The sequence below is a fragment of the Streptomyces sp. NBC_00483 genome (assembly GCF_036013745.1).
Taxonomy (GTDB): Bacteria; Actinomycetota; Actinomycetes; order Streptomycetales; family Streptomycetaceae; genus Streptomyces.
The window spans coordinates 4586971-4611213 of record NZ_CP107880.1 but is presented as its reverse complement, the minus strand read 5'-3'; the positions used below and the strand labels follow the sequence as shown (position 1 = coordinate 4611213).

Here is a 24243-nt window from a genome sequence, read left to right as displayed (position 1 = left end):
CTTTGGCGGCCTGCGAAGGTGCCGCCCCTTTCGCGGCGGGGCCGTGCGGCGAGGCCGGTCTCGCGGGTCCAGACCGCGCCCCCCGTCTCGGAGCAGTCCATGACGGCCGGCGTCCAGGAGTGGGTCCGGGCCTCGTCCATGAAGCGCTCCATGGCTCCCGGCCACGCCTCTACGTCGCCCATGGGGTCGCCCTTGGCCAGCATCACGCCCGACACGACCCGGTAGCGGACCGCCGCCTTGCCGCTGGGCGAGAAGACGATCCCCTTGTCTCGGGCGGCCGGGCCCTCGGGGCGGAACGCGAGGTAGAGCGTGGTCAGCGCGGTGACCAGGCCGAGGGTGCCGAGCGAGAGGGCGACCGTGTGCGCCGTGCCGCCTACGTAGACGAGCGGCCCCTCCATGCCGAGCAGACCGCACAGGACGTGCTCCAGGCGGTCCACGAGGCTCGGGGCGCCGACGAGCCGCTCCGGGTGCGCGCTGACGACGGCGAGGCCGATCAGCAGTGAACCGGCGCCCAGGAGAACGAAGTTGGACAGGGCGTGCCAACGGCCGCGTGGGTCGGGCGGCGCGTCGAACTGCTTCCGGTCGCGTATCAGGAGCCACAGCGGCACCAGGGCCAGGGCGATGCCGACGATTCCCATGGGCGAGTCCCGGTACACGAACTGCCCGGCGGCGCCGAGCGGCAGCAGCACGAGCACCGCCCACCAGGCCCGTCGCTTGCGGCGCCGCAGCATGTGCGCGAGCAGGACGAGCAGCACGCCGCTGCCGAGCGCCAGTGCCGCGGCGTACGGGCCGTACGTGCCCGGCAGTGCCTCCGTGACGGAGCCCGTCCTGTCGCGTGCGAACCGTGGCAGGACGCCGGCCGCGATGTCCGTGCCGCCGGCCAGGAGGCAGGCGCCCGCGATCCGCCGCATCCCCGCGCCTCCTCGTGCCGCTCGCCCCGCGAGACATATGAACACGGTGCGAATGCCGCATCCGTGACGTACGACCTGTAGGACGGAAGCGGAGCGACCGGGGTTCACTCGTGAACGGCGAACCCCTGTGGGGCTTTACTGCCTGTGGGGCTTCACTGGGGGAGGAGCGGCTCCACCGTCTCCAGTTCGACCTCCGCGCGCGTGATGTCCCGCGCGTCCGCGGCCGTGGAGCGGCGCAGCGCCTCGTGCAGTCGGGCCGGGGTCAGTACGCCGAGGAAGCGGCCCTCGCTGTGCTCGTCGATGACCGCGATCCAGCCCGCGTCGTGCTGGAGCATCGTCGCGAACGCCTGCTTGAGCGGGGCGCCCACGGGCAGCCAGGCCTCCATGCGGCGCGCGTGGTCGCGCACGGTGTCGCCCTTGTTCGCGGCCACGCGCGCGTGCTCGGCGGAGATCCAGCCGTGCAGGTTGTTGTCGTTGTCCAGGACGACGGCCCAGCGGGCGTCGAGCTCCCTGGGCAGTGGGTCGTCGAGGTGCACGACGGGCGGTTGCTCCAGGTCGCCCTCCTCGATGGGCGTCACCGAGAGGCGCTTGAGCCCGCGGTCGGCGCCCACGAAGTCGGCCACGTAGTCGGTGGCGGGCGTGCCGAGGACCGCCGACGGGGTGTCGTACTGCTCGATGCGACCGTCTCCGTAGACGGCGATACGGTCGCCGAGGCGGACGGCCTCCTCTATGTCGTGCGTGACGAACAGGACGGTCTTGCCGAGCGTCTGCTGCAGGCGCAGGAACTCGTTCTGCAGGTGCTCGCGGACCACGGGGTCGACCGCGCCGAACGGCTCGTCCATCAGCAGTACGGGCGGGTCGGCCGCCAACGCCCTTGCCACACCCACCCGTTGGCGCTGGCCGCCGGAGAGTTGCTCGGGGTAGCGCTCGCCGAAAACCTTCGGGTCGAGGCCCACCAGATCGAGCAACTCCGCCGCCCGCTCCCGGGCCTTGGCGCGCTTGACGCCCAGCAGATGCGGCACGGTCGCGGTGTTGTCGAGGACCGACTTGTGCGGGAACAGGCCGACCTGCTGGATCACATAGCCGATGCGGCGGCGCAGTTGGACCGGGTCGACCCCGGATATGTCGTCGCCGTCGAGAAATATTCGGCCCGCGGTGGGCTCGATGAGCCGGTTCACCATCTTCATCGTCGTGGTTTTGCCGCAGCCCGACGGGCCGACGAGCGTGACCAGTTCGCCCTCGTTCACCTCGAAGGACAGATCGTCGACGGCGGTGGTGCCGTCCGCGTACCGCTTGCTGACGTGCTCGAACCGGATCATGGGACCCCATTCTGCCGGGATGCGGGCCGGTTGGGGATGCCCGGGCGCGGCAGTCATGTGAACGGCGTGTTGCGTCGGGCGGCCGGGCCTCGGCCATTGTCAGTGGGTCGGGCTAGGGTCGTTGGCGGTCGGGAAACGTGCATGCGGGTGTGCGGCCGACTGACATACGTTCGGGGAATCGGGGGAGGTGGCCGGCGTGAGCGAGCAGAACTGCCTGGTGGCCAATGACTGGGTGTGCGGGGAGTATGTGCGCACCCGCAGCCAGGAGTTGGTCGACGCGACGGTCCAGCACCTCGGCATCACGGCGGCGGCGGTGCTGATCGGCGTCCTCATCTCCTTGCCGCTCGCGCTGCTCGCCCGGCGCGCACGCGTCTTCGCGGGGCCGGTGCTCGGGGTGACCACGGTGCTCTACTCGATCCCGTCGCTCGCGATGTTCTCGCTGCTGCTGCCCCTGTTCGGGCTCTCGGCCTCGCTGGTGGTCACGGGGCTCGTGCTGTACTCCCTGACGATCCTCGTGCGGAACATATTGGCGGGGCTGCAGGCGGTCCCGGAGGAGGCGCGAGAGGCCGCGCGCGGGATGGGGTACGGGCCGCTGCGGCTGCTGTGGGAGGTCGAACTGCCGCTGGCGCTCCCGGCGATGCTGGCCGGAGTGCGGATCGCGACGGTCTCCACGGTGGCGCTGACGACGGTCGGCTCGATCGTGGACTACGGCGGGCTCGGCACGCTGATCGTCGGGGGCCTGCAGAGCGACTTCAAGGCGCAGGTGCTCACCGCGTCCGTGCTGTGCGTGCTGCTCGCGATCGTGGCGGACCTGCTGCTGCTCGGCGTGCAGCGATGGCTGACGCCGTGGACGAGGGTGGGGGCGCCCGCCCGGGGCGGGTTCCGAATACGGGGGCTCCGCGGCCGCGACGACGTGGCGCGCGTCGAGCCGGAGAAGGTGGCATGAACGCGATATCGGGGGCCTACGACTGGCTGGCCACGGGTGCCAACTGGCAAGGGGAGAAGGGGGTGTGGCACCGCCTCGCCGAGCACCTCTACTTCTGCGGTGTCGCGCTCGCCGTCTCCTGCATGATCGCCCTGCCGCTGGCCCTGTGGCTCGGGCACAAGGGCAAGGGCGGCGCGCTCGCGATCAACATCTCGAACGTGGGGCGCGCGGTACCGACGCTGGCCGTCCTCGTGCTGCTCACGCTCACCCCGCTCGGCCGGCACGGCGATGTGCCGACGCTGATCGCGCTGGTGCTGTTCGCGGTGCCGCCGCTGCTCACCAACGCGTACGTGGGGATGCGCGAGGTCGACCGGTCGGTGGTGGAGGCCGCGCGCGGCATGGGCATGAGCGGCCGCCAGGTCTTCGCCCGCGTCGAACTGCCGCTGGCGTACCCGCTGGTGATGACCGGGCTGCGGTCCGCGACGGTGCAGGTGATCGCGACGGCGACGTTGGCGGCGATGGCCGGGGAGGGCGGGCTCGGGCGGATCATCACGGCGGGGTTCAGCCTTCAGGACACGCCGCAGGTGGTCGCCGGGGCGGTGCTCGTGGCCGCGCTCGCGCTGGCCGCGGAGGGCCTGTTCGTCGCGGCGGGGTGGGCCTTCGATCCCATGCGGAGGCGGGCGTGACCAGGGGCCCGGGGCCGGGTCAGGGACCGGAGCCCGGGTGCGAGGGCTTGTGTTTGTTGTCAGTTCCGGCAGTGCGACGAGGAGAGCGATGAACAGCAGAACGCGTCGAGTGGCCCTGGCGGCCGTGACCGTGGGTGCGCTGACCGCGGGGCTGACCGCGTGCGGCGGTGGCGACAGCCTCGAGGGCAAGGACGATGCGAGCGCGTCGGGCGGCGGCGGGAAGGGCAAGATCGTCATCGGCGCCGCGCGTTTCACCGAGGCCAAGGTGCTCGGTGAGCTGTACCGGCAGATATTGGCCGACGCCGGGTACGACGCGTCGGTCAAGACGGTGGAGAACCGCGAGATCTACGAACCGCAGCTCGCCAAGGGCGCCATCGACGTGGTGCCCGAATACGCGGCGACGCTCGCCGAATTCCTCAACCTGAAGAAGAACGGGTCCAAGGCGAAGCCGGTCGCGTCGAGCGATGTCGATGCCACGGTGACCGCACTGCGCAAGCTGGCCGAGCCGCAGGGACTGAAGGTTCTGGACGCGGGAGAGGCCGTCGATCAGAACGCGTTCGCGGTGAGCAAGAGCTTTGCCGAGAAGCACAAGTTGAAGACCCTTTCGGATCTTGGCAAGTCGGGCGAGAAGGTGAAGATCGCGGCCGGTGACGAATGCGAGACCCGGCCGTTCTGCGCGCCGGGACTCAAGAAGTCGTACGGGATCGATGTCACGGGAATCGACCCCAAGGGCGTCGGCACCACGCAGTCGAAGCAGGCGGTGAAGAACGGCACGGACCAGCTGGTCCTGACGACCACGACCGACGCCACGCTGGAGAACTTCGGGCTCGTTCTTCTGAAGGACGACAAGAAGCTGCAGAACGCGGACAACATCGTTCCGGTGGTGAACGCCAAGGATGCGGGCGACAAGAAGATTGCCGATGCCCTCGGGAAGTTGACGAAGACGCTCACGACCGATGATCTCGTCGAGCTGAACCGGAAGGTCGACGCCGAGCGGCAGAAGGAAGGCGATGTCGCGAAGGAGTATCTGGAGTCCAAGGACCTCATCGCTAAATGATCTTGATCGGCGCCTGTCGTCGGAGCGAGAGGTGAAGCGAGAGGTGAGCGGTATCGGCCGCGGTAAGTGGTCCAGTCCGTACGGGGGTTAGGTGGTTTCTGTGACGGGTGTGTCCGAATATTGCCGGGCGGGGCTTCGCGATTTGCCTACGCGCGGTAAGTTTCTGGCCATGCCACGTGGACGCCACCGCCATTCTCCGCCCCTGCACCGCCTCCTGCCTCCGACGGTGATCGCCGGTGTGCCTCTCGTCTGCGCCGGGGCCGCCTGGCTGTCCGAGGATCCGCTCGTTCTGCGGGGTGTCGCCGCGGCGGCCGCCGCGGCTGCGGTGATCGGCGCCGTGGTGATGCGCCGCTGGGACCGGCTCGCAGGCAAGCGGGTCGCCGAGCTGACGCGTGGCGCCGCGAGCGAGCGGTGGCGGCACGAGGAGGCCGTGGCGGAGCTGGAGGGCGACCTCGACGAGTCGCGTGAGCTGCGTACCCGCCTGGAGGGCAAGCTGCGGGCGAAGCGTGCCGAACTCGCCGCGCTGCGGGGCGAGCACGCGGCGCTGCTGCGGCGGTACGCGAACGCGGAGACGGAGCGGGCCAGCGCGCTCGAGGGCCGTCGCCGGCTCGCGATAGAGGCCGCCTCCCCGGCGAAGGCGCTGCCGCCCGTGCCCCCGGCCGTGCCGGGCCGGCCGACCCCGGAGATGTACCGGAAGGCCAATGTCGCGCTCAAGCGTCTCGCGCGGCCCGAACCGGCGGCGCACACAGCGGAGGAGGCCGATTCCCGGGGGAAGTCCGAGGCGGCGGCCGGTCACTTCACCGTGCCTGCCGCCGCGATGGTCGTACCCGCGGCACCCGCGCGGAAGGTCCCCCAGGGCGGCTTCGACTTCTTCGGCGCGGGGAGCTCCCTGCAGGGCGGGGAAGACCTGGCGGACGTCGTGGGCGAGGAGCTGGCGGCGGAGGTCGCGGCCGAGGTGGAGACCGAGGCCGAAGACGGCGGCAACGCCGACGACACCGGGGCCCCCGAAGCCTCTGAAGGCGCCGAGGCCCCGGAAGCCCCCGAAGCCTCCGAAGCCTCCGAAGCCCCCGAAGCCTCCGAAGAAGCCGAAGCCTCCGAAGAAGCCGAGCGCGAGCAGCAGGTCATCGACCTGACCGCGCACGACGAGACGGAGCAGATCGACATGGGCGAGCTGAGGTCGGCACTTCAGGCGTGAGGCTCAGGCATGCATGAGGCTTCGGGCGTGGCACGTCAGGCGTGAGATCGAGTGAGTGAGGGGCGAGTCGGCGTACAGCCGGCTCGCCCCTCACTCGTTCTCCCGGTCGAGGAAACCCTCACGCCCCCGCCATCCACCGGTCCGGCCGCGCGTCGCGCCGCCCCGTGCGGGACCGGTCCGCCTGGGCCCGCAGGAGGTCGGACGCCTCGTCCACGTCCCTCAGGCGGGCCGTCACCGTCTTGTTGGCGCCCGTGTCGAGGTGCAGGTCGGCGACCCGCCAGTGCCGCTCCCAGGGCCCCTGAGTGAGGCGCACGCTCTGCACCTTGGCGTGCGGGACGAGCGAGATACGGCGCTGCAGCAGCCCGTGGCGCGCGGCGAACACCGTTTCCGTGACCGCCACTCCGTAGCTCCGCCACCACACCGGCACGCACCAGCGCCCGCGCCGCGGCACCCCCGCGAAGTCGGCCGGCTTCGGCACCGAGACCCCCGGCAGGATCCGCGCGACGACGTCCTCGGCGTCCTCGCGCGGCGCCACGGGGACGAGCGCGGTGTTCGACGACCCGGCGACGTGCAGCTCGACGCGGACCCAGCCGCGGCGCCGCCACAGCAGCGGCTCGACGATCCGTACGGTCTGCACCCGCCCCGGCGGCACCGTCTCGTGCACCCGGTCGAGCAGCCCGTGGTCGATGCGCAGCCCGTCCTGGGACTCGCTGACCGTCCAGTCGTACTCCTTGATGAACCGGCCCACGCTGTTGGTGAAGGCCCCGCCGACCAGCGGCACCGCAACCGCGATCACTGTCCACAGGTTGTGGGTGGCGAACCACAGGAGCACCGGGACGGCGACCGCGGCGAGCAGCATCGCCCAGGGCGCGCCCGTCAGGAGCAGCGCCACCGCGAGCATCCGCGGGGGCGTTTGCAGGATCGGCCGCGCCGGCGCCTCGCCCACGTCCTGCGCCGACTCGGGCGCGAATCCGGCGGCCCGGGCGAGGAGTTCGGCCCGCAGCTTCCCGGCTTCGCGCTCTCCCAGGAAGGCGAGTTCGTCCTTCTTTTCGGCTCCTACTACGTCGAGTTTCAGCTTGGCCACGCCTACGAAGCGGGCGAGAAGCGGCTGCGTGACATCCACCGCCTGGAGGCGGTCGAGCCGGATGTGGGCGGTGCGGCGGAACAACAGGCCCGTACGGATGCGCAGTTCGGTGTCGGTCACCGCGAAGTGCGTGAACCACCAGGTGAGGAATCCGTACAGGGCGGCCGCCGGAACCAGTACTCCGATGCCGATCAGGAGCACGGCGGTGCTGAGGTTGGCGAGCTGGCGCTGCGCCTGGTCCATGTCGTGGACGGCCCAGCCGAGCAGGATCGCGATGGGCGCCCACGCGCGGCGCAGCGGCGTGACGGGGTGCAGGCGCCGCTCTCGCACGTCCTGAGCGGGCTCCTGGGCCGGGGCGCCGTCGGGGGCGCCGGAGGCCGTCACAGGCCCGCCGATCGGGCCTCGCCGAGTTCGGTGAGACGGTCGCGCAGCCGCTCGGCCTCCGCGGGCACGAGGCCGGGGATCGTCGCGTCGGTGGCCGCGGCGGCGGTGTGCAGTTGCAGGCTGGCCAGGCCGAACTTCCGCTCCAGCGGCCCGGATGTCACCTCGACGAGCTGCATCCGCCCGTACGGCACGATCGTCTCCTGGTGCCACAGGATGCCGCGGGTGATCAGCAGGTCGTCGGCCCGCTCCGCGTACCGCCACGAACGCCAGTTGCGGCCGAGCATCGCCCAGCCCCACAGCAGCACCGCCAGGGGCAGCAGCGCGAACGCGGCCCAGGCCGGCCCCGCGAGGATCCACAGCAGCGCCCCGACCGCCGCGGCCAGCGGCACCAGCCACAGCACCAGCAACAGGCGGCGCAGCTTCAGCAGGCCCGGTGGCAGGCCCGTCCACGCGGGTTCGGTCTCAGGGGGAGTGCCCGCGATGCCCGAAGTCCCCGTTGCCCCTGTTTCCATGCGCCCACCCTACGTAGGAGACACTGTCGGCATGACGCCCACGACTCAGGCCACGGTCGGCATCGGTGGTGCCGCGGAGAGCACCGACATGGTGCTCAACATCGGTCCGCAGCACCCCTCCACCCATGGTGTGCTGCGCCTGCGTCTCGTGCTCGACGGCGAGCGGATCCAGCAGGCGGAGCCGGTCATCGGCTATATGCACCGCGGTGCGGAGAAGCTCTTCGAAGCGCGCGACTACCGACAGATCGTGATGCTCGCCAACCGCCACGACTGGCTGTCCGCGTTCTCGAACGAGCTGGGCGTCGTGCTCGCCGTCGAGCGGATGCTGGGCATGGAGGTACCGGAGCGCGCCGTGTGGCTGCGGACGCTGCTCGCCGAGTTGAACCGGGTGCTCAACCATCTGATGTTCCTGGGTTCGTACCCGCTCGAACTAGGTGGAATCACGCCTGTCTTCCACGCCTTCCGGGAGCGCGAGGAACTCCAGAACGTCATGGAGGAGGTCTCCGGCGGGCGCATGCACTACATGTTCAACCGCGTCGGCGGCCTCAAGGAGGACCTGCCGCTCGGCTGGACCTCCCGCGCGCGTGCGGCCGTCGCGAGCGTGCGCTCCCGCATGGACGTCTACGACAACCTCGTCCTCGGCAACGAGATCTTCCGGGGCCGTACGCGCGGGGTGGGCAGGCTGTCCGCCGAGGCCGCGCACTCCTACGGAGTCAGCGGCCCGATCGCCCGCGCATCCGGCGTCGACTTCGACCTCAGGCGCGACGAGCCGTACCTCGCCTACGGAGAGCTGCAGGACACCCTGAAGGTCGTCACGCGACAAGAAGGCGACTGCCTGGCCCGGTTCGAGTGCCTCCTGGAGCAGGCGCACAACGCGCTCGACCTCGCCGACGCCTGCCTCGACCGGATCGCGGATCTCCCGCAGGGCCCGGTCAACCAGCGCCTCCCGAAGGTCCTCAAGGCGCCCGAGGGCCACACGTACGCGTGGACGGAGAACCCGCTCGGCATCAACGGCTACTACCTCGTCTCCAAGGGCGAGAAGACGCCGTACCGGCTCAAGCTGCGCTCCGCCTCGTACAACAACATCCAGGCGCTGACCGAGCTGCTTCCGGGGACGCTCGTGGCCGACATGGTGGCGATCCTCGGGTCACTGTTCTTCGTGGTCGGGGACATCGACAAGTAGGCCGTCCGCCGAGAGGTCCACCGGCTCGACCAGCCACCCGAAGTCGCCGAGCCCGCCGCGCGCGGTCAGCTCCGCCGCCTCTCCCGCTCCCGCGAGCGCCCGGACGTACGCCGCCGGGTCCCGCGAGGCGAGGGCCAGCGGCGGGCGGCCCGCGGTGACGCCGAGGGACTGGAGGGCGGCGCGCTGCGTGAGGAGTCGGGCGTCCGGAGCGGTCGCACAGGCGTCCAGCGCCACGTGCGCCGTGATGTCGCAGGAACCGTCGGGCACGGGCGTCGTCTCCCGGCCCTCGCGAAAGCCCGTGAGCGTGCCGAAGGGCGGCCGGGAGGCGCGTGTGTGCGCGTAGTCCACCGCGACCGCCAGGCCGCGCTCCAGGGTGCGTACGGCTGCCGCCCAGGCCTCGTCGCGGGGCAGCCCGACCTCGGCGCGCAGGCCCGGCTCGGGCGACAGCGGCCACCACCGGCGCAGCCAGCTCGCCGACGCCTCGTCGAGGGGTGTCGAGTCGAGGGCCTCCGTGCCGTCCGCGCGTACGAGGACCAGCCGGGCCGTGCCGTCCGCGTCCGCCTCGACGACCTCCAGGGGCACGTTGTCGAGCCACTCGTTCGCGAAGAGGAGTCCGGTGACACCGGTGGGCGGCTCGGCCCGCCACTCGATCCGGTGGTCGAGCCCGGCGGGAGGTTCCGCCTTCTCCACCGCGTAGGCACGCACGCGTAGCGCCACTTTTTCCGGCAGCACCTGTAGGACGCGCGAAACCAGCTCGCCGCGGCCCGCCGCCATGTCGACGAACGCCAAATCGGCGGGTTCGCCGAGGGCCGCGTCCACCCGGCACAACAGCTCGGCGACGGCCCCGGCGAACAGCGGCGACGCATGCACCGACGTGCGGAAATGCCCGGCAGGACCCTCGGGCCTCCGGTAGAAGCCGGCCGGTCCGTACAGCGCCTCTTCGGTGGCCGCGCGCCACCCGCGCGGTGCCCCCTGTTGTCCGTTCTCCACACCTGAAGGCTAAGTGCGCCGGGCGCATGCGCCGTGGGAGGTCTCCACCTTCAGGAGTACGCGCGCCGGGTCCGGATCGGCCCTCCGGTTGACCCCTGCGCGCTGCACGCATACCTACTCTGGGTTACGTGCAGCGCGTCTACGACTTCCTCCGCAGACACCCGACATGGGTCGACGGCTTCTGGGCCGTGATTCTTTTCGGCATGTCCGTGACCATGGTGGGCGCCAGCGGGACCGGCGGTGCGTCGTACGGGAACGAGGTGGCGCTGCTCGTCTGCGCCGGCCTGATGTCCGTGGTGGTCGCGCTGCGCCGCCTGATGCCGGACAAGATGCTGCTGCTCGCGGTGGCCGCGGGCCTCGGCCAGCTGGTGTTCGACGGGAAGGTCAATCCGTCGGACTTCGCGATGCTGGTCATCATCTACACGTGCGCGGTGAACGGCCCGCGCTGGGCGTCCCGCCTCGGCCTGATCGGCGGCCTGCTCGCGGCGCCGCTCTCCCAGCTCCGCTGGCCCACCGTCGGCGACATCAGCACCACGGGCCAGATCCTCATCACGGTCTTCCAGATGGTGCCGTTCGCCCTCGCCTGGGTGCTCGGCGACTCGCTGCGCACCAGACGCGCGTATCTGGCACAGCTGGAGGAGCGCGCCAACCGCCTGGAGAAGGAGCGCGAGGCGCAGTCGAAGGTCGCGGTGGCGGCCGAACGGGCGCGCATCGCACGCGAGTTGCACGACGTCGTCGCGCACAACGTGTCGGTGATGGTGGTGCAGGCCGACGGCGCCGCCTACGTCCTCGACCAGGCGCCCGACCAGGCCAAGAAGGCCCTGGAGACCATTTCGGGCACCGGCAGGCAGGCGCTCGCGGAGATGCGCAGGCTGCTCGGCGTGCTGCGCACCGGCGAGCACGAGGAGGCCGGCGAGTACGTTCCGCAGCCCGACGTCGAGCAGATAGAGGAGCTCGTCGACGAGGTGCGCACGGCGGGCCTCCCGGTCGACTTCAGGGTGGAGGGCACCCCGCGCCCGCTGCCCAGCGGCGTCGAGCTGACCGCGTACCGCATCGTCCAGGAAGCCCTCACCAACACCCGTAAGCACGCCGGTCCGAACGCGGGCGCCAGCGTCCGCCTCGTCTACTTCGACGACGGCCTCGGCCTGCTCGTCGAGGACGACGGCAAGGGCGCCCCGCACGAGCTGTACGAGGACGGGGGCCCGGACGGCCGCGGACACGGCCTCATCGGGATGCGCGAGCGCGTCGGTATGGTCGGCGGCACGCTGGACGCGGGACCACGGCCCGGCGGTGGCTTCCGTATCAGCGCGCTGCTGCCTCTCAAGCCCGCCCATTGACACGTACAAGTCCACTGATGACGCGTACAGATGACACGTACAAGTCCACCGACACGTACAAGTGAGGACCGCCCGATGTCGATCAAGGTCATGCTCGTCGACGACCAGGTGCTGCTGCGCACCGGCTTCCGGATGGTGCTCGCCGCACAGCCGGACATGGAGGTCGTCGCCGAAGCGGGCGACGGCGTCGAGGCGCTGGAGGTGCTGCGCTCGACCTCCGTGGACGTGGTCCTCATGGACGTCCGCATGCCGAAGCTCGACGGGGTCGAGACGACGCGGCGGATCTGCGTCGAGACCGACCCGCCCAAGGTCCTCATCCTGACCACCTTCGACCTCGACGAGTACGCGTTCTCGGGGCTCAGGGCGGGGGCCTCCGGCTTCATGCTCAAGGACGTGCCGCCCGGCGAGCTGCTCACCGCGATCCGCGCCGTGCACAGCGGCGACGCGGTGGTCGCCCCGTCCACGACCCGGCGCCTGCTCGACCGGTTCGCCCCGATGCTGCCCAGCGGGCCCGACCAGCCGCAGCACAAGCGGCTCCAGCGGCTCACCGAGCGCGAGCGCGAGGTCATGGTCCTGGTCGCCCAGGGGCACTCGAACGGGGAGATCGCCGCGCGCCTGGTGCTGTCCGAGGCCACGGTGAAGACCCATGTGGGCCGCATCCTGACCAAGCTCGACCTGCGCGACCGGGTCCAGGTCGTCGTCCTCGCCTACGAGACGGGGCTCGTCCGGGCCGGCGGCGCCGGGGCCTGAGGCCGGGCCGCCCGGGCCGGGGCGGTCAGCGGAGCACGCCCTCGATGAAGTCCCCGCCGAGGCGCGAGACCACGCTCAGGTCCAACTGGTGCTGCACATAGCGGCCGCGCCGTCGCGTCGTGATCAGCTCGGCCTTCTTCAGCACCGACAGGTGCCGGGATATCTCCGGTGCGGACATGCCGTGCGCGTCGGCGAGCTCGCTCGTCGTGTACGCGCCGCGGGCCAGGTGCCGGCACAGGCGCATGCGCGTCGGGTGGGCGAGCGCCGACATCCGGCGGGTCAGCTGCTCCACGGAGGGCGGTGCGGTGAGGCCGGGCGAGGCCACGGGATAGTGGATCACCGGCTGCCAGCCGTGCCGGTGTAGCACCATCAGGTGCGGCCAGCCGAGGCTCGTCGGCAGCAGGACGAGGCCGCCCTGCGCCGCCGTCGCCGTACGCCCCTCGACGAGCTTGTCGACGGTGACGCGGTGCCCCGCCTCGTCCACCGAGACCGCCGTGGACATGGATGTGAGCGCCTCCCGCAGGCCCTTGCGGCGCAACAGCTCCTTCTTGTGCCGCGCGTCCGCCGCCAACTGGTGCTGCAGGCGGGGCCACGCGTCCGCGAAGAACGCCTCGTCGCAGTCCTGCATCAGCTCGCGGAACCAGGACCGAACGGCCGGCGGGTCGTCCAGGAGCCGCTGGGCGAACCGCAGTTGGTGCGTCCCGCGTGCGGCCGCGAGGTCCAGGGCGCGCTCACGGGTGCGCGGGTCCGACAGGCGGTTGTGGTCCGGGCTCCCGTAGGACGGCTGGCAGGTGAACTCCAGGGCGGCGTCCACGAACTGCTCGTCGGACAGCTTGTCGAGCAGGTCGAGGTCCTCGGCGAGCGTGGCACCCGGCAGTGTGCGCTGCCCCGGTATCCCGGCGAACGGCATGAAGACGTCGGAGAACGTCGTCCGCCACAGGAAGTCGGCCTCGCACATCCGGTCCGCGAGGCACGGATCCAGGCGCGTGGACACGCTCGTCGTCCATCCCTGCAACCCCGGGTGGTGGGCGGGCTCCGACAGTGCGTGCAGCGCCGTGCCCAGCTCGGCCAGGGGTGAGGGCACGACGTCGATGCGCTCGGGCGTCAGGCCCGTGATGTCGATGCTCACGCTCATGACCCCATGGTGCACGCCGCCACTGACAGTCGGGCCGTCGATTGACGACTCCCGTCAATCGACGTGACCGGGCGGCGACGCCGGGCGCAATCTCGTACCCATCGGCCCCGAACAGCAGCAAACAGGCTGATTACGGGGCACAGCGCGACAAGCGAGATGAAGGGCGAGGTGTTCGACATGAGCGTCACCCAGCAGTACGCCATCGACCTCTACCGGGCCGCCCAGCGCGGCGATGCGGCCCCGCCGGCGCCCGGTCTGAACGACGTCGCCGCGTTCCGGGAGCTGCGCGACTACCGCCGGTTCAAGGCGGTCGTGGCCGGCCGTCCGGCTCGCGGCCGGATCCGGGCGGCCTTGACCCGCCGGCTGTCGGGACGCCGCTTCTCGGGGCGCCGCGGCCATCCCGCCGGTTGCTGAGCCCGCCCCGACAGGTTGCTCAGCCCGCCCCTACGAGTTGCTGAGCCCGCCCCCTACTAGGGGATCCGTCCCCTACGAGGGGATCCGCCCCACGAAGTCCGCGACGGCCGCGCGGACGTCGTCCGGGCCCCACTCCAGACCCGCCCCGGCGACCGTGACCTCCGTGGTCGCGAACCCCGGCACCGAACCCTCGTCCGACCACTGCGCGAACAACGCCGTCCGCGTCTCCTGCGCCTGCGCGATCCCGGCCTCCGTGAGCGGCTCGGCGTCGTAGGGCAGCCAGACCCGGAACTGGTGCGTGTGCGGCACCTCGGGGAACACCCGCGCCCCGGCGACGCCGGCCTCGGCGAAACCCTCCCGCAGCGCCTGCGCGACCACGCGCGCGTGCGCCACGTAATCGGGAAGCCGCGGCAACTCCCGCTCAAGACCCGCCAGCGCCGCGATCGCCTGCGGGAACTGCTGGAAGACCTGGCCTCCGTAGCGGTGCCGCCACGCCCTGGCCTCGCCGACGAACGACTCCGGGCCCGCGAGCACCGCGCCGCTGAGGCCGCCGAGCGACTTGTAGAACGACACGTAGACGCTGTCCGCGAGCTCCGCGATCTCGTCCAGCGGGCGCCCGAAGTGCACCGTGGTCTCCCACAGGCGGGCCCCGTCGAAGTGGATCACGGCGTCACGCGCGCGTGCCGCCTCGCAGACCTCCTCAAGCTCCTCCCAGGTGGGCAGCACGAACCCGGCGTCCCTGAGCGGCAGTTCGAGCATCAGCGTCCCGAACGGCTCGCCCATGTCGTGCACGTCGTCGGCGTCGATCTGCCGCGCCGCGCGCGTGGGGTGCACGGTGCGCAGCCCCGCCACCGTGGTCAGCGCCTCGCGCTCGTGGACCTCCGGGTGCGCCAGCGGGTGCAGGGCCACCGTGGAGTTGCCGGTACGCCCCGCCCAGCAGCGCAGCGCGACCTGCTGGGCCATGGTGCCGGTGGGGAAGAACGCGGCCGCCTCCTTGCCGAGCAGTGCGGCGACCCTCGCCTCCAGGTCGGCCACGACGCCGTCCCCGTAGATGTCGACGTCGCCCGACAGGTCGGCCTCCGCCGCCGCGGCGGACAGGCTCTCCCACCGCTCACCCAGCGTGGCCTCCTTCGGCCTGCTTGCCAGCCTGCGCTCGGCGCCCCGCAACGCGGTGATCAGGCGTTCCGGCTGCGTCTTCTCGGGCGTGGCAGTGTTCTCGGCGGTTCCGTCCATCTGTCGATCATGGCGCACCCGCGTGCGCTTGCCCACAGCCTGTGGACAGCCGGGCCCGGTGCCCACAGATAGCGTTAACATGACGAGAAATCGTCCGGTACCCCGAGCGGACTGGAACGGAAGGCCATCGCCTCGTGACAACACCCCCTCCGAACCCACGATCCGAACCCATGGACCCCAAGGACCGCCCCGCCCGCCTCACCGTGGGCGTCGTCGGTGCGGGCCGTGTCGGTCCCGCGCTCGCCGCGTCCCTGCAACTGGCCGGGCACCGCCCCGTAGCCGTCTCAGGAGTCTCCGACGCCTCCGTGCGCCGGGCGGCGACGCTGCTGCCCGACGTGCCCCTGGTGCCGCCCGCCGAGGTCCTCGCGCAGGCCGATCTGGTGCTCCTCACCGTCCCCGACGACGTCCTGCCGGGGCTGGTCGAGGGGTTCGCCGAGACCGGCGCCGTACGCCCTGGACAGCTGCTCGTGCACACCTCGGGACGGTACGGCGCCAAGGTCCTCGAACCGGCGCTGCGCGCGGGCGGACTGCCGCTCGCGCTGCACCCCGCGATGACGTTCACCGGCACCGCCGTCGACGTCCAGCGGCTGGCAGGCTGCTCGTTCGGTGTCACCGCGCCCGAGGAGCTGCGGATGGCCGCGGAGGCCCTGGTCATCGAGATGGGCGGCGAGCCCGAGTGGATCGCGGAGGAGAACCGCGCGCTCTACCACGCGGCCCTCGCGCTCGGTGCGAACCACCTGGTCACCCTGGTTGCCGAGTCCATGGAGCTGCTCCGCGAGGCGGGCGTGGGCGCTCCCGACCGGATGCTGGGCCCGCTGCTCGGCGCGGCGCTCGACAACGCGCTCAGGTCCGGCGACTCGGCCCTCACGGGCCCGGTGGCGCGCGGCGACGCGGGCACCGTCGCCGCCCACATCACGGAGCTGCGCAAGCACGCGCCGCAGACCGTCGCCGGCTATCTCGCGATGGCCCGTGCGACCGCCGACCGCGCGCTCGCGCACGGCCTGTTGAAGCCGGAGCTCGCCGAGGACCTGCTGGGTGTCCTCGCGACCGGTGCGGAGGAGACCCGATGAGCCCCACGAGCCCCACGGACTCCATAAAGGCGAGCCCTACGAAGACGTCGCACACGCGGCTCGTCCACAAGGGCGCGGACATGCGGGCACGCACGCGTACCGGCCGGCGCGTCGTCGTCATGACGATGGGCGCCCTGCACGAGGGCCACGCGACCTTGATCCGCGCGGCCAGGGCCCGCGCGGGGGCGGACGGCGAAGTGGTCGTCACCGTCTTCGTGAACCCGCTGCAGTTCGGCGCGGGCGAGGACCTCGACCGCTATCCGCGCACCCTGGAAGCGGACGTGAAGATCGCCGAACAGGCGGGCGCCGACGCCGTGTTCGCGCCGTCCGTCGACGAGGTCTACCCGGGCGGACAGCCCGAGGTCCGCATCACGGCGGGCCCCATGGGGGAGCGCCTCGAAGGCGCCTCGCGCCCCGGCCACTTCGACGGCATGCTCACCGTGGTCGCCAAGCTGCTGCACCTCACGCGCGCGGACGTGGCCCTCTTCGGCCAGAAGGACGCGCAGCAACTCGCCCTGGTGCGCCGCATGGTGCGCGATCTGAACTTCGACGTGGAGATCGTCGCCGTGCCCACGGTCCGCGAGGACGACGGGCTCGCGCTCTCCTCCCGCAACCGCTACCTGTCCCCGGCCGAGCGCCGCACCGCGCTGGCCCTCTCCGACGCCCTGTTCACGGGCCGCGACCGGCATGCGGCGCAGGAGGCCCTGCGCGCGCGTGCCGCCGAGAGCCCGACCCCGCGCGCGCGGGCCAAGGCGCTCGGAAGGATCGGCGAGGCCCGTGCCGCCGCCGACGCGCACGCCGTCGCCACGGCGTCCCCGGGCCGCCCCTCGGCCGTCCTCGCGGCGGCCCGCCTGATCCTCGACGAGGCCAAGCGGCTCCAGCCGCCGATCGAGCTCGACTACGTGGCCCTCGTCGACCCCCGCGACTTCACCGACGTGACCGACGGCTTCGAGGGCGAGGCCGTGCTCGCGGTCGCCGCGCGGGTGGGCGCCACCCGCCTCATCGACAATCTGCCGCTGACCTTCGGAGGCCACTAGTGAGCAGCACCGGTATACGGCTCCACGCCCCCACCCCCGGCTGGAACCTCGAAGCGGACGTCGTGGTCGTCGGCTCCGGAGTCGCGGGCCTGACCGCGGCGCTGCGCTGCCAGGCCGCGGGCCTGCGCACGGTCGTCGTCACCAAGGCCCGCCTCGACGACGGCTCCACGCGCTGGGCGCAGGGCGGCGTCGCGGCGGCGCTCGGCGAGGGCGACACCCCCGAGCAGCACCTGGACGACACCCTCGTCGCGGGTGTGGGCCTGTGCGACGAGGACGCGGTACGCACCCTGGTCACCGAGGGCCCCGGCGCCGTACGCCGCCTGATCGCGACCGGCGCCCGCTTCGACGAGGCCGAGGACGGCTCGCTCGACCTGACGCGCGAGGGCGGCCACCACCGGCGCCGCATCGCGCACGCGGGCGGCGACGCGTCGGGCGCCGAGGTCTCCCGCGCACTCGTCGAAGCAGTACGCGCGCGTGGACTGCGCACCGTCGAAAACGCCCTGGTACTGGACCTGTTGACCGACGCGGAGGGCCGCACCGCCGGCGTCTCCCTGCACGTCATGGGCGAGGGCCAGCACGACGGCGTCGGCGCGGTCCTCGCCCCGGCGGTCGTCCTCGCGACGGGCGGCATGGGCCAGGTCTTCTCCGCGACCACGAACCCGCACGTGTCCACGGGCGACGGCGTGGCCCTCGCCCTGCGCGCGGGCGCCGAGGTCAGCGACCTGGAATTCGTCCAGTTCCACCCGACCGTGCTGTTCCTGGGCGCGGGCGCCGAAGGACAGCAACCGCTCGTTTCCGAAGCCGTACGCGGCGAAGGTGCCCACCTAGTAGACGCGGACGGCGTGCGCTTCATGGTGGGCCAGCACGAACTCGCCGAGCTCGCGCCCCGAGACATCGTCGCCAAGGGCATCACGCGGCGCATGCAGGAGCAGGGCACCGACCACATGTACCTCGACGGGCGGCACTTCGGCGCCGACATGTGGGAGCACCGCTTCCCCACGATCCTCGCGGCCTGCCGCGCCCACGGCATCGACCCGGTCACCGAGCCCATCCCGATCGCCCCGGCCGCGCACTACGCCTCCGGAGGCGTCCGCACCGACCTGTACGGCCGCACCACGGTGCCGGGCCTGTACGCGTGCGGGGAGACCGCCTGCACGGGCGTCCACGGGGCGAACCGGCTGGCCTCCAACTCCCTTCTGGAAGGCCTCGTCTACGCGGAGCGCATCGCGGACGACATCGAGCGGCAGCACGCGGAAGATGCCCTCCACGCGCGCGTGCCCGCGCCCGTGGAGCACCCGCAGACCCCGACGCACCCGCTGCTTCCCCCGGAGGCCCGCCTCGCCATCCAGCGCGTGATGACGGTGGGCGCGGGCGTCCTGCGCTCCGCCGACTCCCTCGCAGGGGCCGCCGCCCAGCTCGGCCGCATCCACGCCGAAGCGGTCAACTCCCTTACGGAGAACGGCAAGACGTCCGAGCCGGGGGTCGACACCTGGGAGGCCACCAACCTCCTGTGCGTGGCCCGCGTCCTGGTCGCCGCCGCGCGCCGCCGCGAGGAGACCCGTGGCTGCCACTGGCGCGAGGACCACCCGGACCGCGACGATGCCACGTGGCGCCGCCACATCGTCGTACGCCTGAATCCGGACAGGACTCTGGCCACGTACACCACACCCACGGCAGACTTTCCGGCAACGGCAGAAAACCCTCAGGAGCAGTGACCGACGTGAGCGCCACCCCCGACCTCCCCCTCGCCGACAGCGGCGGCTGCGGCGACAACTGCGGCTGTGCGCAGGGCAATGACGAGAACGGCACCGACGTCATGGAGTGCGGCCTCGACCCGTCGCTCGCGCAGCTGCTGCTCGACGCCGGCCTGCACCCGGTCGAGATCGAGGACATCGCCCACATGGCGATCACCGAGGACCTGGACGGCGGCGTGGACGTCACGACCGTCGCCACGATCCCCGAAGAGGCCGTCGCCACCGCCGACTTCACGGCCCGCGAGGCGGGCATCGTGGCGGGTCTGCGCGTCGCCGAAGCGGTCATCTCCGTAGTGGCCGCGGACGAGTTCGAGGTCGAGCGGCACGCGGAGGACGGCGACCGGGTCGAGGCGGGCCAGAAGCTGCTCTCCGTCACGACCCGCACCCGCGACCTGCTCACCGCCGAGCGCACGGCGCTCAACATCATGTGCCGCCTCTCCGGCATCGCGACGGCCACGCGCGCGTGGGCGGACGTTCTGGACGGTACGAAGGCGAAGGTCCGCGACACCCGCAAGACGACCCCGGGCCTGCGCTCCCTGGAGAAGTACGCGGTCCGCATGGGCGGCGGCGTCAACCACCGCATGTCCCTCTCGGACGCGGCCCTGGTCAAGGACAACCACGTGGTCGCGGCCGGCGGCGTGGCCCAGGCCTTCCAGGCCGTGCGCGAGCGCTTCCCCGGTCTGCCGATCGAGGTCGAGGTCGACACCCTGCACCAGCTGCGCGAGGTGCTCGACGCGGGCGCCGACCTGATCCTCCTGGACAACTTCACGCCCGGTGAGACGGAGGAGGCCGTGGCGATCACGGACGGCCGCGCGCTCCTGGAGTCGTCGGGCCGCCTCACTCTGGAAAACGCCGCTACGTATGCGAAGACGGGCGTCGACTACCTCGCCGTAGGAGCCCTGACCCACTCCTCGCCGATCCTCGACATCGGCCTCGACCTGCGCGAGGCGGACGCCTGATGCTGCTCACCATCGACGTGGGCAACACCCACACCGTCCTCGGTCTGTTCGACGGCGAGGAGATCATCGAGCACTGGCGCATCTCCACGGACGCGCGCAAGACAGCCGACGAACTCGCCGTCCTGCTCAAGGGCCTGATGGGCATGCACCCGCTGCTCGGCGACGAACTGGGCGACGGCATCGACGGCATCGCCATCTGCTCGACCGTCCCCTCGGTCCTGCACGAGCTGCGCGAGGTCACCCGCCGCTACTACGGCGACGTACCCGCCGTGCTGGTCGAACCCGGCATCAAGACCGGTGTGCCGATCCTCATGGACAACCCCAAGGAGGTCGGCGCCGACCGGATCATCAACGCGGTCGCGGCCGTCGAGATGTTCGGCGGCCCCGCGATCGTCGTGGACTTCGGCACGGCCACGACCTTCGACGCGGTGTCCGCGCGCGGCGAGTACGCGGGCGGCGTGATCGCGCCCGGCATCGAGATCTCGGTCGAGGCGCTCGGCATGCGCGGCGCCCAGCTGCGCAAGATCGAGCTGGCCAGGCCGCGCAGCGTCATCGGCAAGAACACGGTCGAGGCGATGCAGGCGGGCATCGTCTACGGGTTCGCGGGCCAGGTCGACGGGGTCGTGAACCGGATGGCGAAGGAGCTCGCGGACGACCCGGACGACGTGACCGTCATCGCGACGGGCGGGCTCGCGCCGATGGTCCTCGGCGAGGCCACCGTGATCGACGAGCACGAGCCGTGGCTGACGCTGATCGGGCTGCGCCTGGTCTACGAGCGGAACGTCTCGCGGCTCTGAGGGACAGAGCGACGGGGCGCGCCCGGAAATTGCCGGTTAAGCCGATTTGTCCGTAATAGGCCGTACCGTCATTTCATGCCCACGCCCTACGGAAACCGCGGCGGCCTGGCGTTCGGTGCAGAAGAGCTGCGTGTGCTCCGACGCGCCCTCGCCCTCGCCCTCCATCCCAGCCCCGCCTCGGACGAGGATGTCCGGGCCTGCCTGCGACTCGCGGAGTCGCTCGACGAAGCGAGCCGGGAAGGCATCCGCATGCGCGCCTTCCTCCGCGCCGACCTCGACCGCTACCGGGCCGCCCTGCCCGGCTCCGCCCCCGGCTATCTGAGCCTCCTCAAGGAGGCTCTGGAGGCGGGCCACAAGCCCGGCGCCGATGACCTCTCGGCGCTGCGCGCGCTGCCCGCGAACCCGGCCGCGGTGGCCCTCCTCGCCCGCTGCCACGACCTGGCCGAACAGGGCGTACGCGACAAGTTCGACGCGCTGTACCGGCCCCGCGTCCCGGCCTCCCGCACCCACCTGCTCGCCCTGCCCGGCGGCCTGTCGGCGGCGGACAGCGGCAAGCCCGCCAAGCCGGCCCCCGAAACACCGCAGCGCCCGGTCCCCACCCCCGCCGAGGTCTTCCCCCCGAAGCGCCGCCCCGCCCAACCCCCGGCCCCGTCGCAACGACTGGCCGTCGGGTAGCTACTCTGGGGGCATGGACTACGTCTCCGCGCTCGTGCCCCCGGTCGTGATGGCCGCGTTCTTCATCGGTCTGATCGTGACCATCGTGAAGTCGCAGGGCGGCGACAAGAAGGCCAAGGAAGACGCGGCCGTCGACGCCGCCATCGCGCGCGCCGAGTCCGCCCGGCAGGGTGGCGGCCCGCAGCGGGACGCGACCGCCTGAGCGGCGCGACCGGTACGGAATCGGCAGTGAGGGGCGCCCACCGGGCGCCCCTTTTGTCATTGCTTGGCGATCGTCGCCACGTCCCACGTTGAATTACCGACTTCTCCCACTATTGTGCTTCACGTGCCGCGCCCCTTGGGAGAACTCGAAGACGCAGTGATGACGCGGGTGTGGAAGTGGAACCGCCCGGTCACCGTGAGGGAAGTCCTGGAGGACCTCCAACAGGAACGGTCCATCGCCTACACAACCGTCATGACCGTATTGGACAATCTCCATCAGAAGGGCTGGGTGCGCCGCGAAGCGGAAGGCCGGGCCTATAGATATGAGGCGGTCTCCACACGGGCCGCGTACTCGGCCGCGCTGATGAACGAGGCCTGGGCGCAGAGCGACAACCCGGCCGCGGCCCTCGTCGCGTTCTTCGGGATGATGTCGCAGGGACAGCGCGAGGCACTCAGGGATGCCATGCGGATCGTCTCGCCCGAACTACCGGCCGAAGTCCCCTCGGCCCCCGAGGAAGCGGGCGACGGAGCCGGGCGATAGCGTCCGGACATGCCAGCAGAGCTCCCCGAAGTCGCGTCACCCGTCGAATCGACCCGTAAAGCAGTCACCGTACGCAGGGCGAGGACGGCCGATGTGCCGGAGGTGCGCCGCCTGCTCGACGCGTACAGCCGACAGGGGATCCTGCTCGACAAAGCCACTGTGACGCTTTACGAGGACATCCAGGAGTTCTGGGTCGCGGAACGCGACGACAACGCCGCGGTCGTCGGCTGCGGCGCACTGCACGTCATGTGGGAAGACCTCGCGGAAGTCCGCACGCTCGCGGTGGATCCGCAGGTCAAGGGGTCCGGTGTCGGACATCTTCTGCTCGAGAAGCTTCTTCAGACCGCGCGTTGGATCGGTGTTCGGCGAGTTTTCTGCCTCACCTTCGAAGTCGAGTTCTTCGCCAAGCACGCCTTCGTGGAGATCGGTGAGACACCTGTCGATACGGTCGACACCGATGTCTACAGTGAGCTGCTGCGTTCCTATGACGAGGGCGTAGCAGAGTTCCTCGGTCTCGAACGAGTGAAACCGAACACCTTGGGCAACAGCCGGATGCTTCTGCATCTGTGATCGCCGCCGGGCGCTATTCCGGCATGCGTGCTTGCAACGGTTCCCTATGTCCGAATCGCGCATGTTTTTGGGTCGGGCGGGCAGTGTTCAACTCCGGGATCTCTACCCGATCTCAGCCAGGGGTTTGTGTTTTTCGGGCAAAAGCGGTTTGCTTTCCGACGTACTGCAGTACTGCATATAACAAGGGGACGGCGAATCAGCGGCCGTGGTCGCGGGGCCGCCCTTCAGATTTCGATGAAAGGAAATCCGGTGGCACAGAAGGTTCAGGTCCTTCTTGTCGATGACCTCGACGGTGGCGAGGCGGACGAGACCGTGACGTTCGCGCTCGACGGTAAGTCGTACGAGATCGACCTCACCACCGCCAATGCGGACAAGCTCCGTGGCCTCCTCGAGCCGTACCTCAAGGGCGGTCGTCGCACCGGTGGCCGCTCGAGCGGCCGGGGCAAGGCGCGCGCCACGTCCGGCGGTGGCAACCAGGACACCGCGCAGATCCGTGCGTGGGCGAAGGAGAACGGCTACGAGGTCAACGACCGCGGCCGGGTTCCCCAGTCGATCCGTGAGGCCTACGAGAAGGCCAACGGCTGACGGGACGGCCGCATTGGTCGCTTTGTTGACGTGGTCGCCGGCGCAGCCGCGCCGCGACGCAGCCGGGCCCGGTGGCAGTGTGTCGCCGCCGTGTCCACGAGGCGTACGAGATCGGGGGCGCCCCCACCGCCCCCCACGACCGACCAGGTCGAGACGGCCGTCAGGCTCGTCAGGGCCGGCAGCACCGGTTCCACCTCGCAGCCGGGCTCGGGGGGCCGCACCCAGACGGCGGCCTCCTGCGAGCCGGACCACCCCGGAGGCGTCGGCGCGTCGATGAGACCGCCCGCCCCGACGGCCACGAGGTCCAGGGGCAGTGCCCCCCACTCCAGCCAGTCGAGCAGCCCCGGCAGCTCGTCCGCGCTGCCCGCGGCGACCAGCAGCCGCATCGTTTCCCCGCGCACGGCCACCGGTGACCGGGGATCGAGTCTGCGCAGCATCGCGAAGCCGGCGTCGGCCGGCACCTCCAGGACGTCGAAGCGCAGCCCGGTGTGGAGCAGTGCGCCGTCGGGGCCGGGCGCGGTCGCCCAGCCGAGCTCGTCCTCGTACCACCGCCGAACCGGATCGCGTCCGGTGTCGGTCAGCGGGTGCCGGGGAGCGGGAACGGTCGTGCCGGAGGTGGTGACCATGCCAGGAGCAACAGCCACCGACGCTTCGGGGTTACGCACCGTCGCCGACTGCATGCGTAGTGTGTCCGGAAAAGGGGCGTACGGGAGCGCTGGGCGGCGCAAAGTTGTTCGCCCGTAGCGGAGGGAACCGGGGTGCGCCGCATGGAGTGTCAGTCCTTACGGGTAAGACATCCCTAGTGGGAGGGGCGACACGTGCAGGACGGGCAGCCCGCGTTCGCCATCGGCGTACTGATGGTGGGGGTATCTGCCTGGCCTGCGGGAACATCGTCTCGCACCATCGGGTTGGAGCAGTTGTCGGCGTTCGGGGCAGGAG

Annotated in this window: 25 protein-coding genes and 1 pseudogene; 18 read left to right on the top strand and 8 right to left on the bottom strand. The window is 71.3% G+C overall.

Annotated features, from left to right (window positions below):
- Positions 1 to 44: 44 nt before the first annotated feature.
- Both OHA73_RS20475 and OHA73_RS20470 read right to left on the bottom strand, forming a co-directional pair.
- Positions 45 to 911 (bottom strand): annotated as a pseudogene (locus OHA73_RS20475) (phosphatidylglycerol lysyltransferase domain-containing protein); the annotation flags it as partial.
- Between the two features lie 152 nt (positions 912 to 1063).
- Complete coding sequence (locus tag OHA73_RS20470; RefSeq protein ID WP_267070062.1) at positions 1064 to 2230, bottom strand: ABC transporter ATP-binding protein; 1167 nt, start codon at positions 2228 to 2230, stop codon at positions 1064 to 1066.
- A gap of 196 nt (positions 2231 to 2426) precedes the next feature.
- Between OHA73_RS20470 and OHA73_RS20465 the strand changes: the two genes are divergently transcribed.
- The 4 genes from OHA73_RS20465 (at position 2427) to OHA73_RS20450 (ending at position 6093) form a co-directional block, all read left to right on the top strand.
- Positions 2427 to 3176, top strand: coding sequence for an ABC transporter permease (locus OHA73_RS20465; RefSeq protein WP_266711327.1), 750 nt, complete (start codon positions 2427 to 2429; stop codon positions 3174 to 3176).
- On the top strand, positions 3173 to 3841 hold the full coding sequence (locus tag OHA73_RS20460; protein WP_267070063.1) for an ABC transporter permease: 669 nt from the start codon (positions 3173 to 3175) through the stop codon (positions 3839 to 3841). The genes OHA73_RS20465 and OHA73_RS20460 overlap by 4 nt, the downstream gene beginning before the upstream one ends.
- A gap of 88 nt (positions 3842 to 3929) precedes the next feature.
- Complete coding sequence (locus tag OHA73_RS20455) at positions 3930 to 4898, top strand: ABC transporter substrate-binding protein (protein ID WP_266711325.1); 969 nt, start codon at positions 3930 to 3932, stop codon at positions 4896 to 4898.
- Positions 4899 to 5067: 169 nt separating this feature from the next.
- A complete protein-coding gene (locus tag OHA73_RS20450) occupies positions 5068 to 6093 on the top strand; it encodes a hypothetical protein (protein WP_327655785.1) in 1026 nt (341 codons plus the stop codon).
- A gap of 118 nt (positions 6094 to 6211) precedes the next feature.
- Here the strand turns inward: OHA73_RS20450 and OHA73_RS20445 are convergent, their stop codons facing one another.
- Positions 6212 to 7561, bottom strand: a complete 1350-nt coding sequence (locus OHA73_RS20445) for a PH domain-containing protein (protein ID WP_327655784.1) — start codon at positions 7559 to 7561, stop codon at positions 6212 to 6214.
- Positions 7558 to 8073 (bottom strand): PH domain-containing protein, encoded by a 516-nt coding sequence (locus tag OHA73_RS20440; protein ID WP_327655783.1) that lies wholly within the window; start codon positions 8071 to 8073, stop codon positions 7558 to 7560. Before OHA73_RS20440 ends, OHA73_RS20445 begins: the two co-directional genes overlap by 4 nt.
- Positions 8074 to 8104: 31 nt before the next feature.
- On the opposite strand from OHA73_RS20440, the gene OHA73_RS20435 reads away from it, so the two are divergent.
- Entirely contained in the window at positions 8105 to 9256 is a 1152-nt protein-coding gene (locus OHA73_RS20435) for an NADH-quinone oxidoreductase subunit D (RefSeq protein ID WP_266711321.1), read from the top strand.
- Here OHA73_RS20435 and OHA73_RS20430 read toward each other — a convergent pair.
- The gene (locus OHA73_RS20430; protein WP_327655782.1) at positions 9221 to 10246 is read right to left on the bottom strand and encodes an SAM-dependent methyltransferase; all 1026 of its coding nucleotides are present in this window, start codon (positions 10244 to 10246) and stop codon (positions 9221 to 9223) included. The genes OHA73_RS20435 and OHA73_RS20430 overlap by 36 nt on opposite strands.
- A gap of 128 nt (positions 10247 to 10374) precedes the next feature.
- Here OHA73_RS20430 and OHA73_RS20425 point away from each other — a divergent pair, with 128 nt between their 5' ends.
- Positions 10375 to 11583 (top strand): sensor histidine kinase, encoded by a 1209-nt coding sequence (locus OHA73_RS20425; protein ID WP_266711319.1) that lies wholly within the window; start codon positions 10375 to 10377, stop codon positions 11581 to 11583.
- Between the two features lie 75 nt (positions 11584 to 11658).
- On the top strand, positions 11659 to 12333 hold the full coding sequence (locus tag OHA73_RS20420; RefSeq protein ID WP_266711318.1) for a response regulator: 675 nt from the start codon (positions 11659 to 11661) through the stop codon (positions 12331 to 12333).
- A gap of 25 nt (positions 12334 to 12358) precedes the next feature.
- Here the strand turns inward: OHA73_RS20420 and OHA73_RS20415 are convergent, their stop codons facing one another.
- Positions 12359 to 13468, bottom strand: coding sequence for a DUF5937 family protein (locus tag OHA73_RS20415; protein WP_266711317.1), 1110 nt, complete (start codon positions 13466 to 13468; stop codon positions 12359 to 12361).
- Positions 13469 to 13645: 177 nt separating this feature from the next.
- Between OHA73_RS20415 and OHA73_RS20410 the strand changes: the two genes are divergently transcribed.
- Positions 13646 to 13882: a hypothetical protein gene (locus OHA73_RS20410; RefSeq protein ID WP_266711316.1), complete on the top strand. Its 237-nt coding sequence runs from the start codon at positions 13646 to 13648 to the stop codon at positions 13880 to 13882.
- Positions 13883 to 13954: 72 nt separating this feature from the next.
- On the opposite strand, the gene OHA73_RS20405 is transcribed toward OHA73_RS20410, so the two are convergent.
- A complete protein-coding gene (locus OHA73_RS20405; protein ID WP_327655781.1) occupies positions 13955 to 15115 on the bottom strand; it encodes a threonine aldolase family protein in 1161 nt (386 codons plus the stop codon).
- Positions 15116 to 15285: 170 nt separating this feature from the next.
- Here OHA73_RS20405 and OHA73_RS20400 point away from each other — a divergent pair, with 170 nt between their 5' ends.
- The 10 genes from OHA73_RS20400 to OHA73_RS20355 all read left to right on the top strand — a co-directional run bounded on the left by OHA73_RS20400 (position 15286) and on the right by OHA73_RS20355 (position 23304).
- A complete protein-coding gene (locus tag OHA73_RS20400) occupies positions 15286 to 16185 on the top strand; it encodes a Rossmann-like and DUF2520 domain-containing protein (RefSeq protein WP_327655780.1) in 900 nt (299 codons plus the stop codon).
- 80 nt (positions 16186 to 16265) lie between these two features.
- Positions 16266 to 17222 (top strand): pantoate--beta-alanine ligase, encoded by a 957-nt coding sequence (gene panC / locus OHA73_RS20395; protein ID WP_327658493.1) that lies wholly within the window; start codon positions 16266 to 16268, stop codon positions 17220 to 17222.
- On the top strand, positions 17222 to 18937 hold the full coding sequence (locus tag OHA73_RS20390) for an L-aspartate oxidase (RefSeq protein ID WP_327655779.1): 1716 nt from the start codon (positions 17222 to 17224) through the stop codon (positions 18935 to 18937). The genes panC and OHA73_RS20390 overlap by 1 nt, the downstream gene beginning before the upstream one ends.
- Positions 18934 to 19935 carry a carboxylating nicotinate-nucleotide diphosphorylase gene (nadC, locus tag OHA73_RS20385; RefSeq protein ID WP_327655778.1) on the top strand — a complete coding sequence of 334 codons (1002 nt, stop codon included), beginning with the start codon at positions 18934 to 18936 and terminating at the stop codon, positions 19933 to 19935. The genes OHA73_RS20390 and nadC overlap by 4 nt, the downstream gene beginning before the upstream one ends.
- Complete coding sequence (locus tag OHA73_RS20380; RefSeq protein WP_266711311.1) at positions 19935 to 20732, top strand: type III pantothenate kinase; 798 nt, start codon at positions 19935 to 19937, stop codon at positions 20730 to 20732. Before nadC ends, OHA73_RS20380 begins: the two co-directional genes overlap by 1 nt.
- A gap of 75 nt (positions 20733 to 20807) precedes the next feature.
- Positions 20808 to 21407, top strand: a complete 600-nt coding sequence (locus tag OHA73_RS20375; protein ID WP_327655777.1) for a hypothetical protein — start codon at positions 20808 to 20810, stop codon at positions 21405 to 21407.
- Between the two features lie 13 nt (positions 21408 to 21420).
- A complete protein-coding gene (locus tag OHA73_RS20370) occupies positions 21421 to 21609 on the top strand; it encodes a hypothetical protein (protein ID WP_266711309.1) in 189 nt (62 codons plus the stop codon).
- 123 nt (positions 21610 to 21732) lie between these two features.
- Positions 21733 to 22149, top strand: a complete 417-nt coding sequence (locus OHA73_RS20365) for a BlaI/MecI/CopY family transcriptional regulator (protein ID WP_266711308.1) — start codon at positions 21733 to 21735, stop codon at positions 22147 to 22149.
- Positions 22150 to 22158: 9 nt separating this feature from the next.
- Complete coding sequence (locus OHA73_RS20360) at positions 22159 to 22719, top strand: amino-acid N-acetyltransferase (RefSeq protein ID WP_266711307.1); 561 nt, start codon at positions 22159 to 22161, stop codon at positions 22717 to 22719.
- A 249-nt stretch (positions 22720 to 22968) separates the two neighbouring features.
- Positions 22969 to 23304: a histone-like nucleoid-structuring protein Lsr2 gene (locus OHA73_RS20355; protein WP_266711306.1), complete on the top strand. Its 336-nt coding sequence runs from the start codon at positions 22969 to 22971 to the stop codon at positions 23302 to 23304.
- Here the strand turns inward: OHA73_RS20355 and OHA73_RS20350 are convergent.
- Positions 23283 to 23930: an SCO3374 family protein gene (locus OHA73_RS20350; protein ID WP_267072868.1), complete on the bottom strand. Its 648-nt coding sequence runs from the start codon at positions 23928 to 23930 to the stop codon at positions 23283 to 23285. The two genes, OHA73_RS20355 and OHA73_RS20350, sit on opposite strands and share 22 nt — an antisense overlap.
- Positions 23931 to 24243 lie beyond the last annotated feature (313 nt).

What these genes read in the sequence shown, in the direction of transcription:
- panC (WP_327658493.1), top strand. Translation starts at nt 16,266, where the DNA reads ATGCGGGCACGCACGCGTACCGGCCGGCGCGTCGTCGTCATGACGATG.
- OHA73_RS20350 (WP_267072868.1), bottom strand. Translation starts at nt 23,930, where the DNA reads ATGGTCACCACCTCCGGCACGACCGTTCCCGCTCCCCGGCACCCGCTG.
- OHA73_RS20470 (WP_267070062.1), bottom strand. Translation starts at nt 2,230, where the DNA reads ATGATCCGGTTCGAGCACGTCAGCAAGCGGTACGCGGACGGCACCACC.
- OHA73_RS20420 (WP_266711318.1), top strand. Translation starts at nt 11,659, where the DNA reads ATGTCGATCAAGGTCATGCTCGTCGACGACCAGGTGCTGCTGCGCACC.
- OHA73_RS20400 (WP_327655780.1), top strand. Translation starts at nt 15,286, where the DNA reads ATGGACCCCAAGGACCGCCCCGCCCGCCTCACCGTGGGCGTCGTCGGT.
- OHA73_RS20410 (WP_266711316.1), top strand. Translation starts at nt 13,646, where the DNA reads ATGAGCGTCACCCAGCAGTACGCCATCGACCTCTACCGGGCCGCCCAG.
- OHA73_RS20455 (WP_266711325.1), top strand. Translation starts at nt 3,930, where the DNA reads ATGAACAGCAGAACGCGTCGAGTGGCCCTGGCGGCCGTGACCGTGGGT.
- OHA73_RS20460 (WP_267070063.1), top strand. Translation starts at nt 3,173, where the DNA reads ATGAACGCGATATCGGGGGCCTACGACTGGCTGGCCACGGGTGCCAAC.
- OHA73_RS20360 (WP_266711307.1), top strand. Translation starts at nt 22,159, where the DNA reads ATGCCAGCAGAGCTCCCCGAAGTCGCGTCACCCGTCGAATCGACCCGT.
- OHA73_RS20405 (WP_327655781.1), bottom strand. Translation starts at nt 15,115, where the DNA reads ATGGACGGAACCGCCGAGAACACTGCCACGCCCGAGAAGACGCAGCCG.
- OHA73_RS20380 (WP_266711311.1), top strand. Translation starts at nt 19,935, where the DNA reads ATGCTGCTCACCATCGACGTGGGCAACACCCACACCGTCCTCGGTCTG.
- OHA73_RS20440 (WP_327655783.1), bottom strand. Translation starts at nt 8,073, where the DNA reads ATGGAAACAGGGGCAACGGGGACTTCGGGCATCGCGGGCACTCCCCCT.
- OHA73_RS20415 (WP_266711317.1), bottom strand. Translation starts at nt 13,468, where the DNA reads ATGAGCGTGAGCATCGACATCACGGGCCTGACGCCCGAGCGCATCGAC.
- OHA73_RS20450 (WP_327655785.1), top strand. Translation starts at nt 5,068, where the DNA reads ATGCCACGTGGACGCCACCGCCATTCTCCGCCCCTGCACCGCCTCCTG.
- OHA73_RS20435 (WP_266711321.1), top strand. Translation starts at nt 8,105, where the DNA reads ATGACGCCCACGACTCAGGCCACGGTCGGCATCGGTGGTGCCGCGGAG.
- OHA73_RS20375 (WP_327655777.1), top strand. Translation starts at nt 20,808, where the DNA reads ATGCCCACGCCCTACGGAAACCGCGGCGGCCTGGCGTTCGGTGCAGAA.
- OHA73_RS20370 (WP_266711309.1), top strand. Translation starts at nt 21,421, where the DNA reads ATGGACTACGTCTCCGCGCTCGTGCCCCCGGTCGTGATGGCCGCGTTC.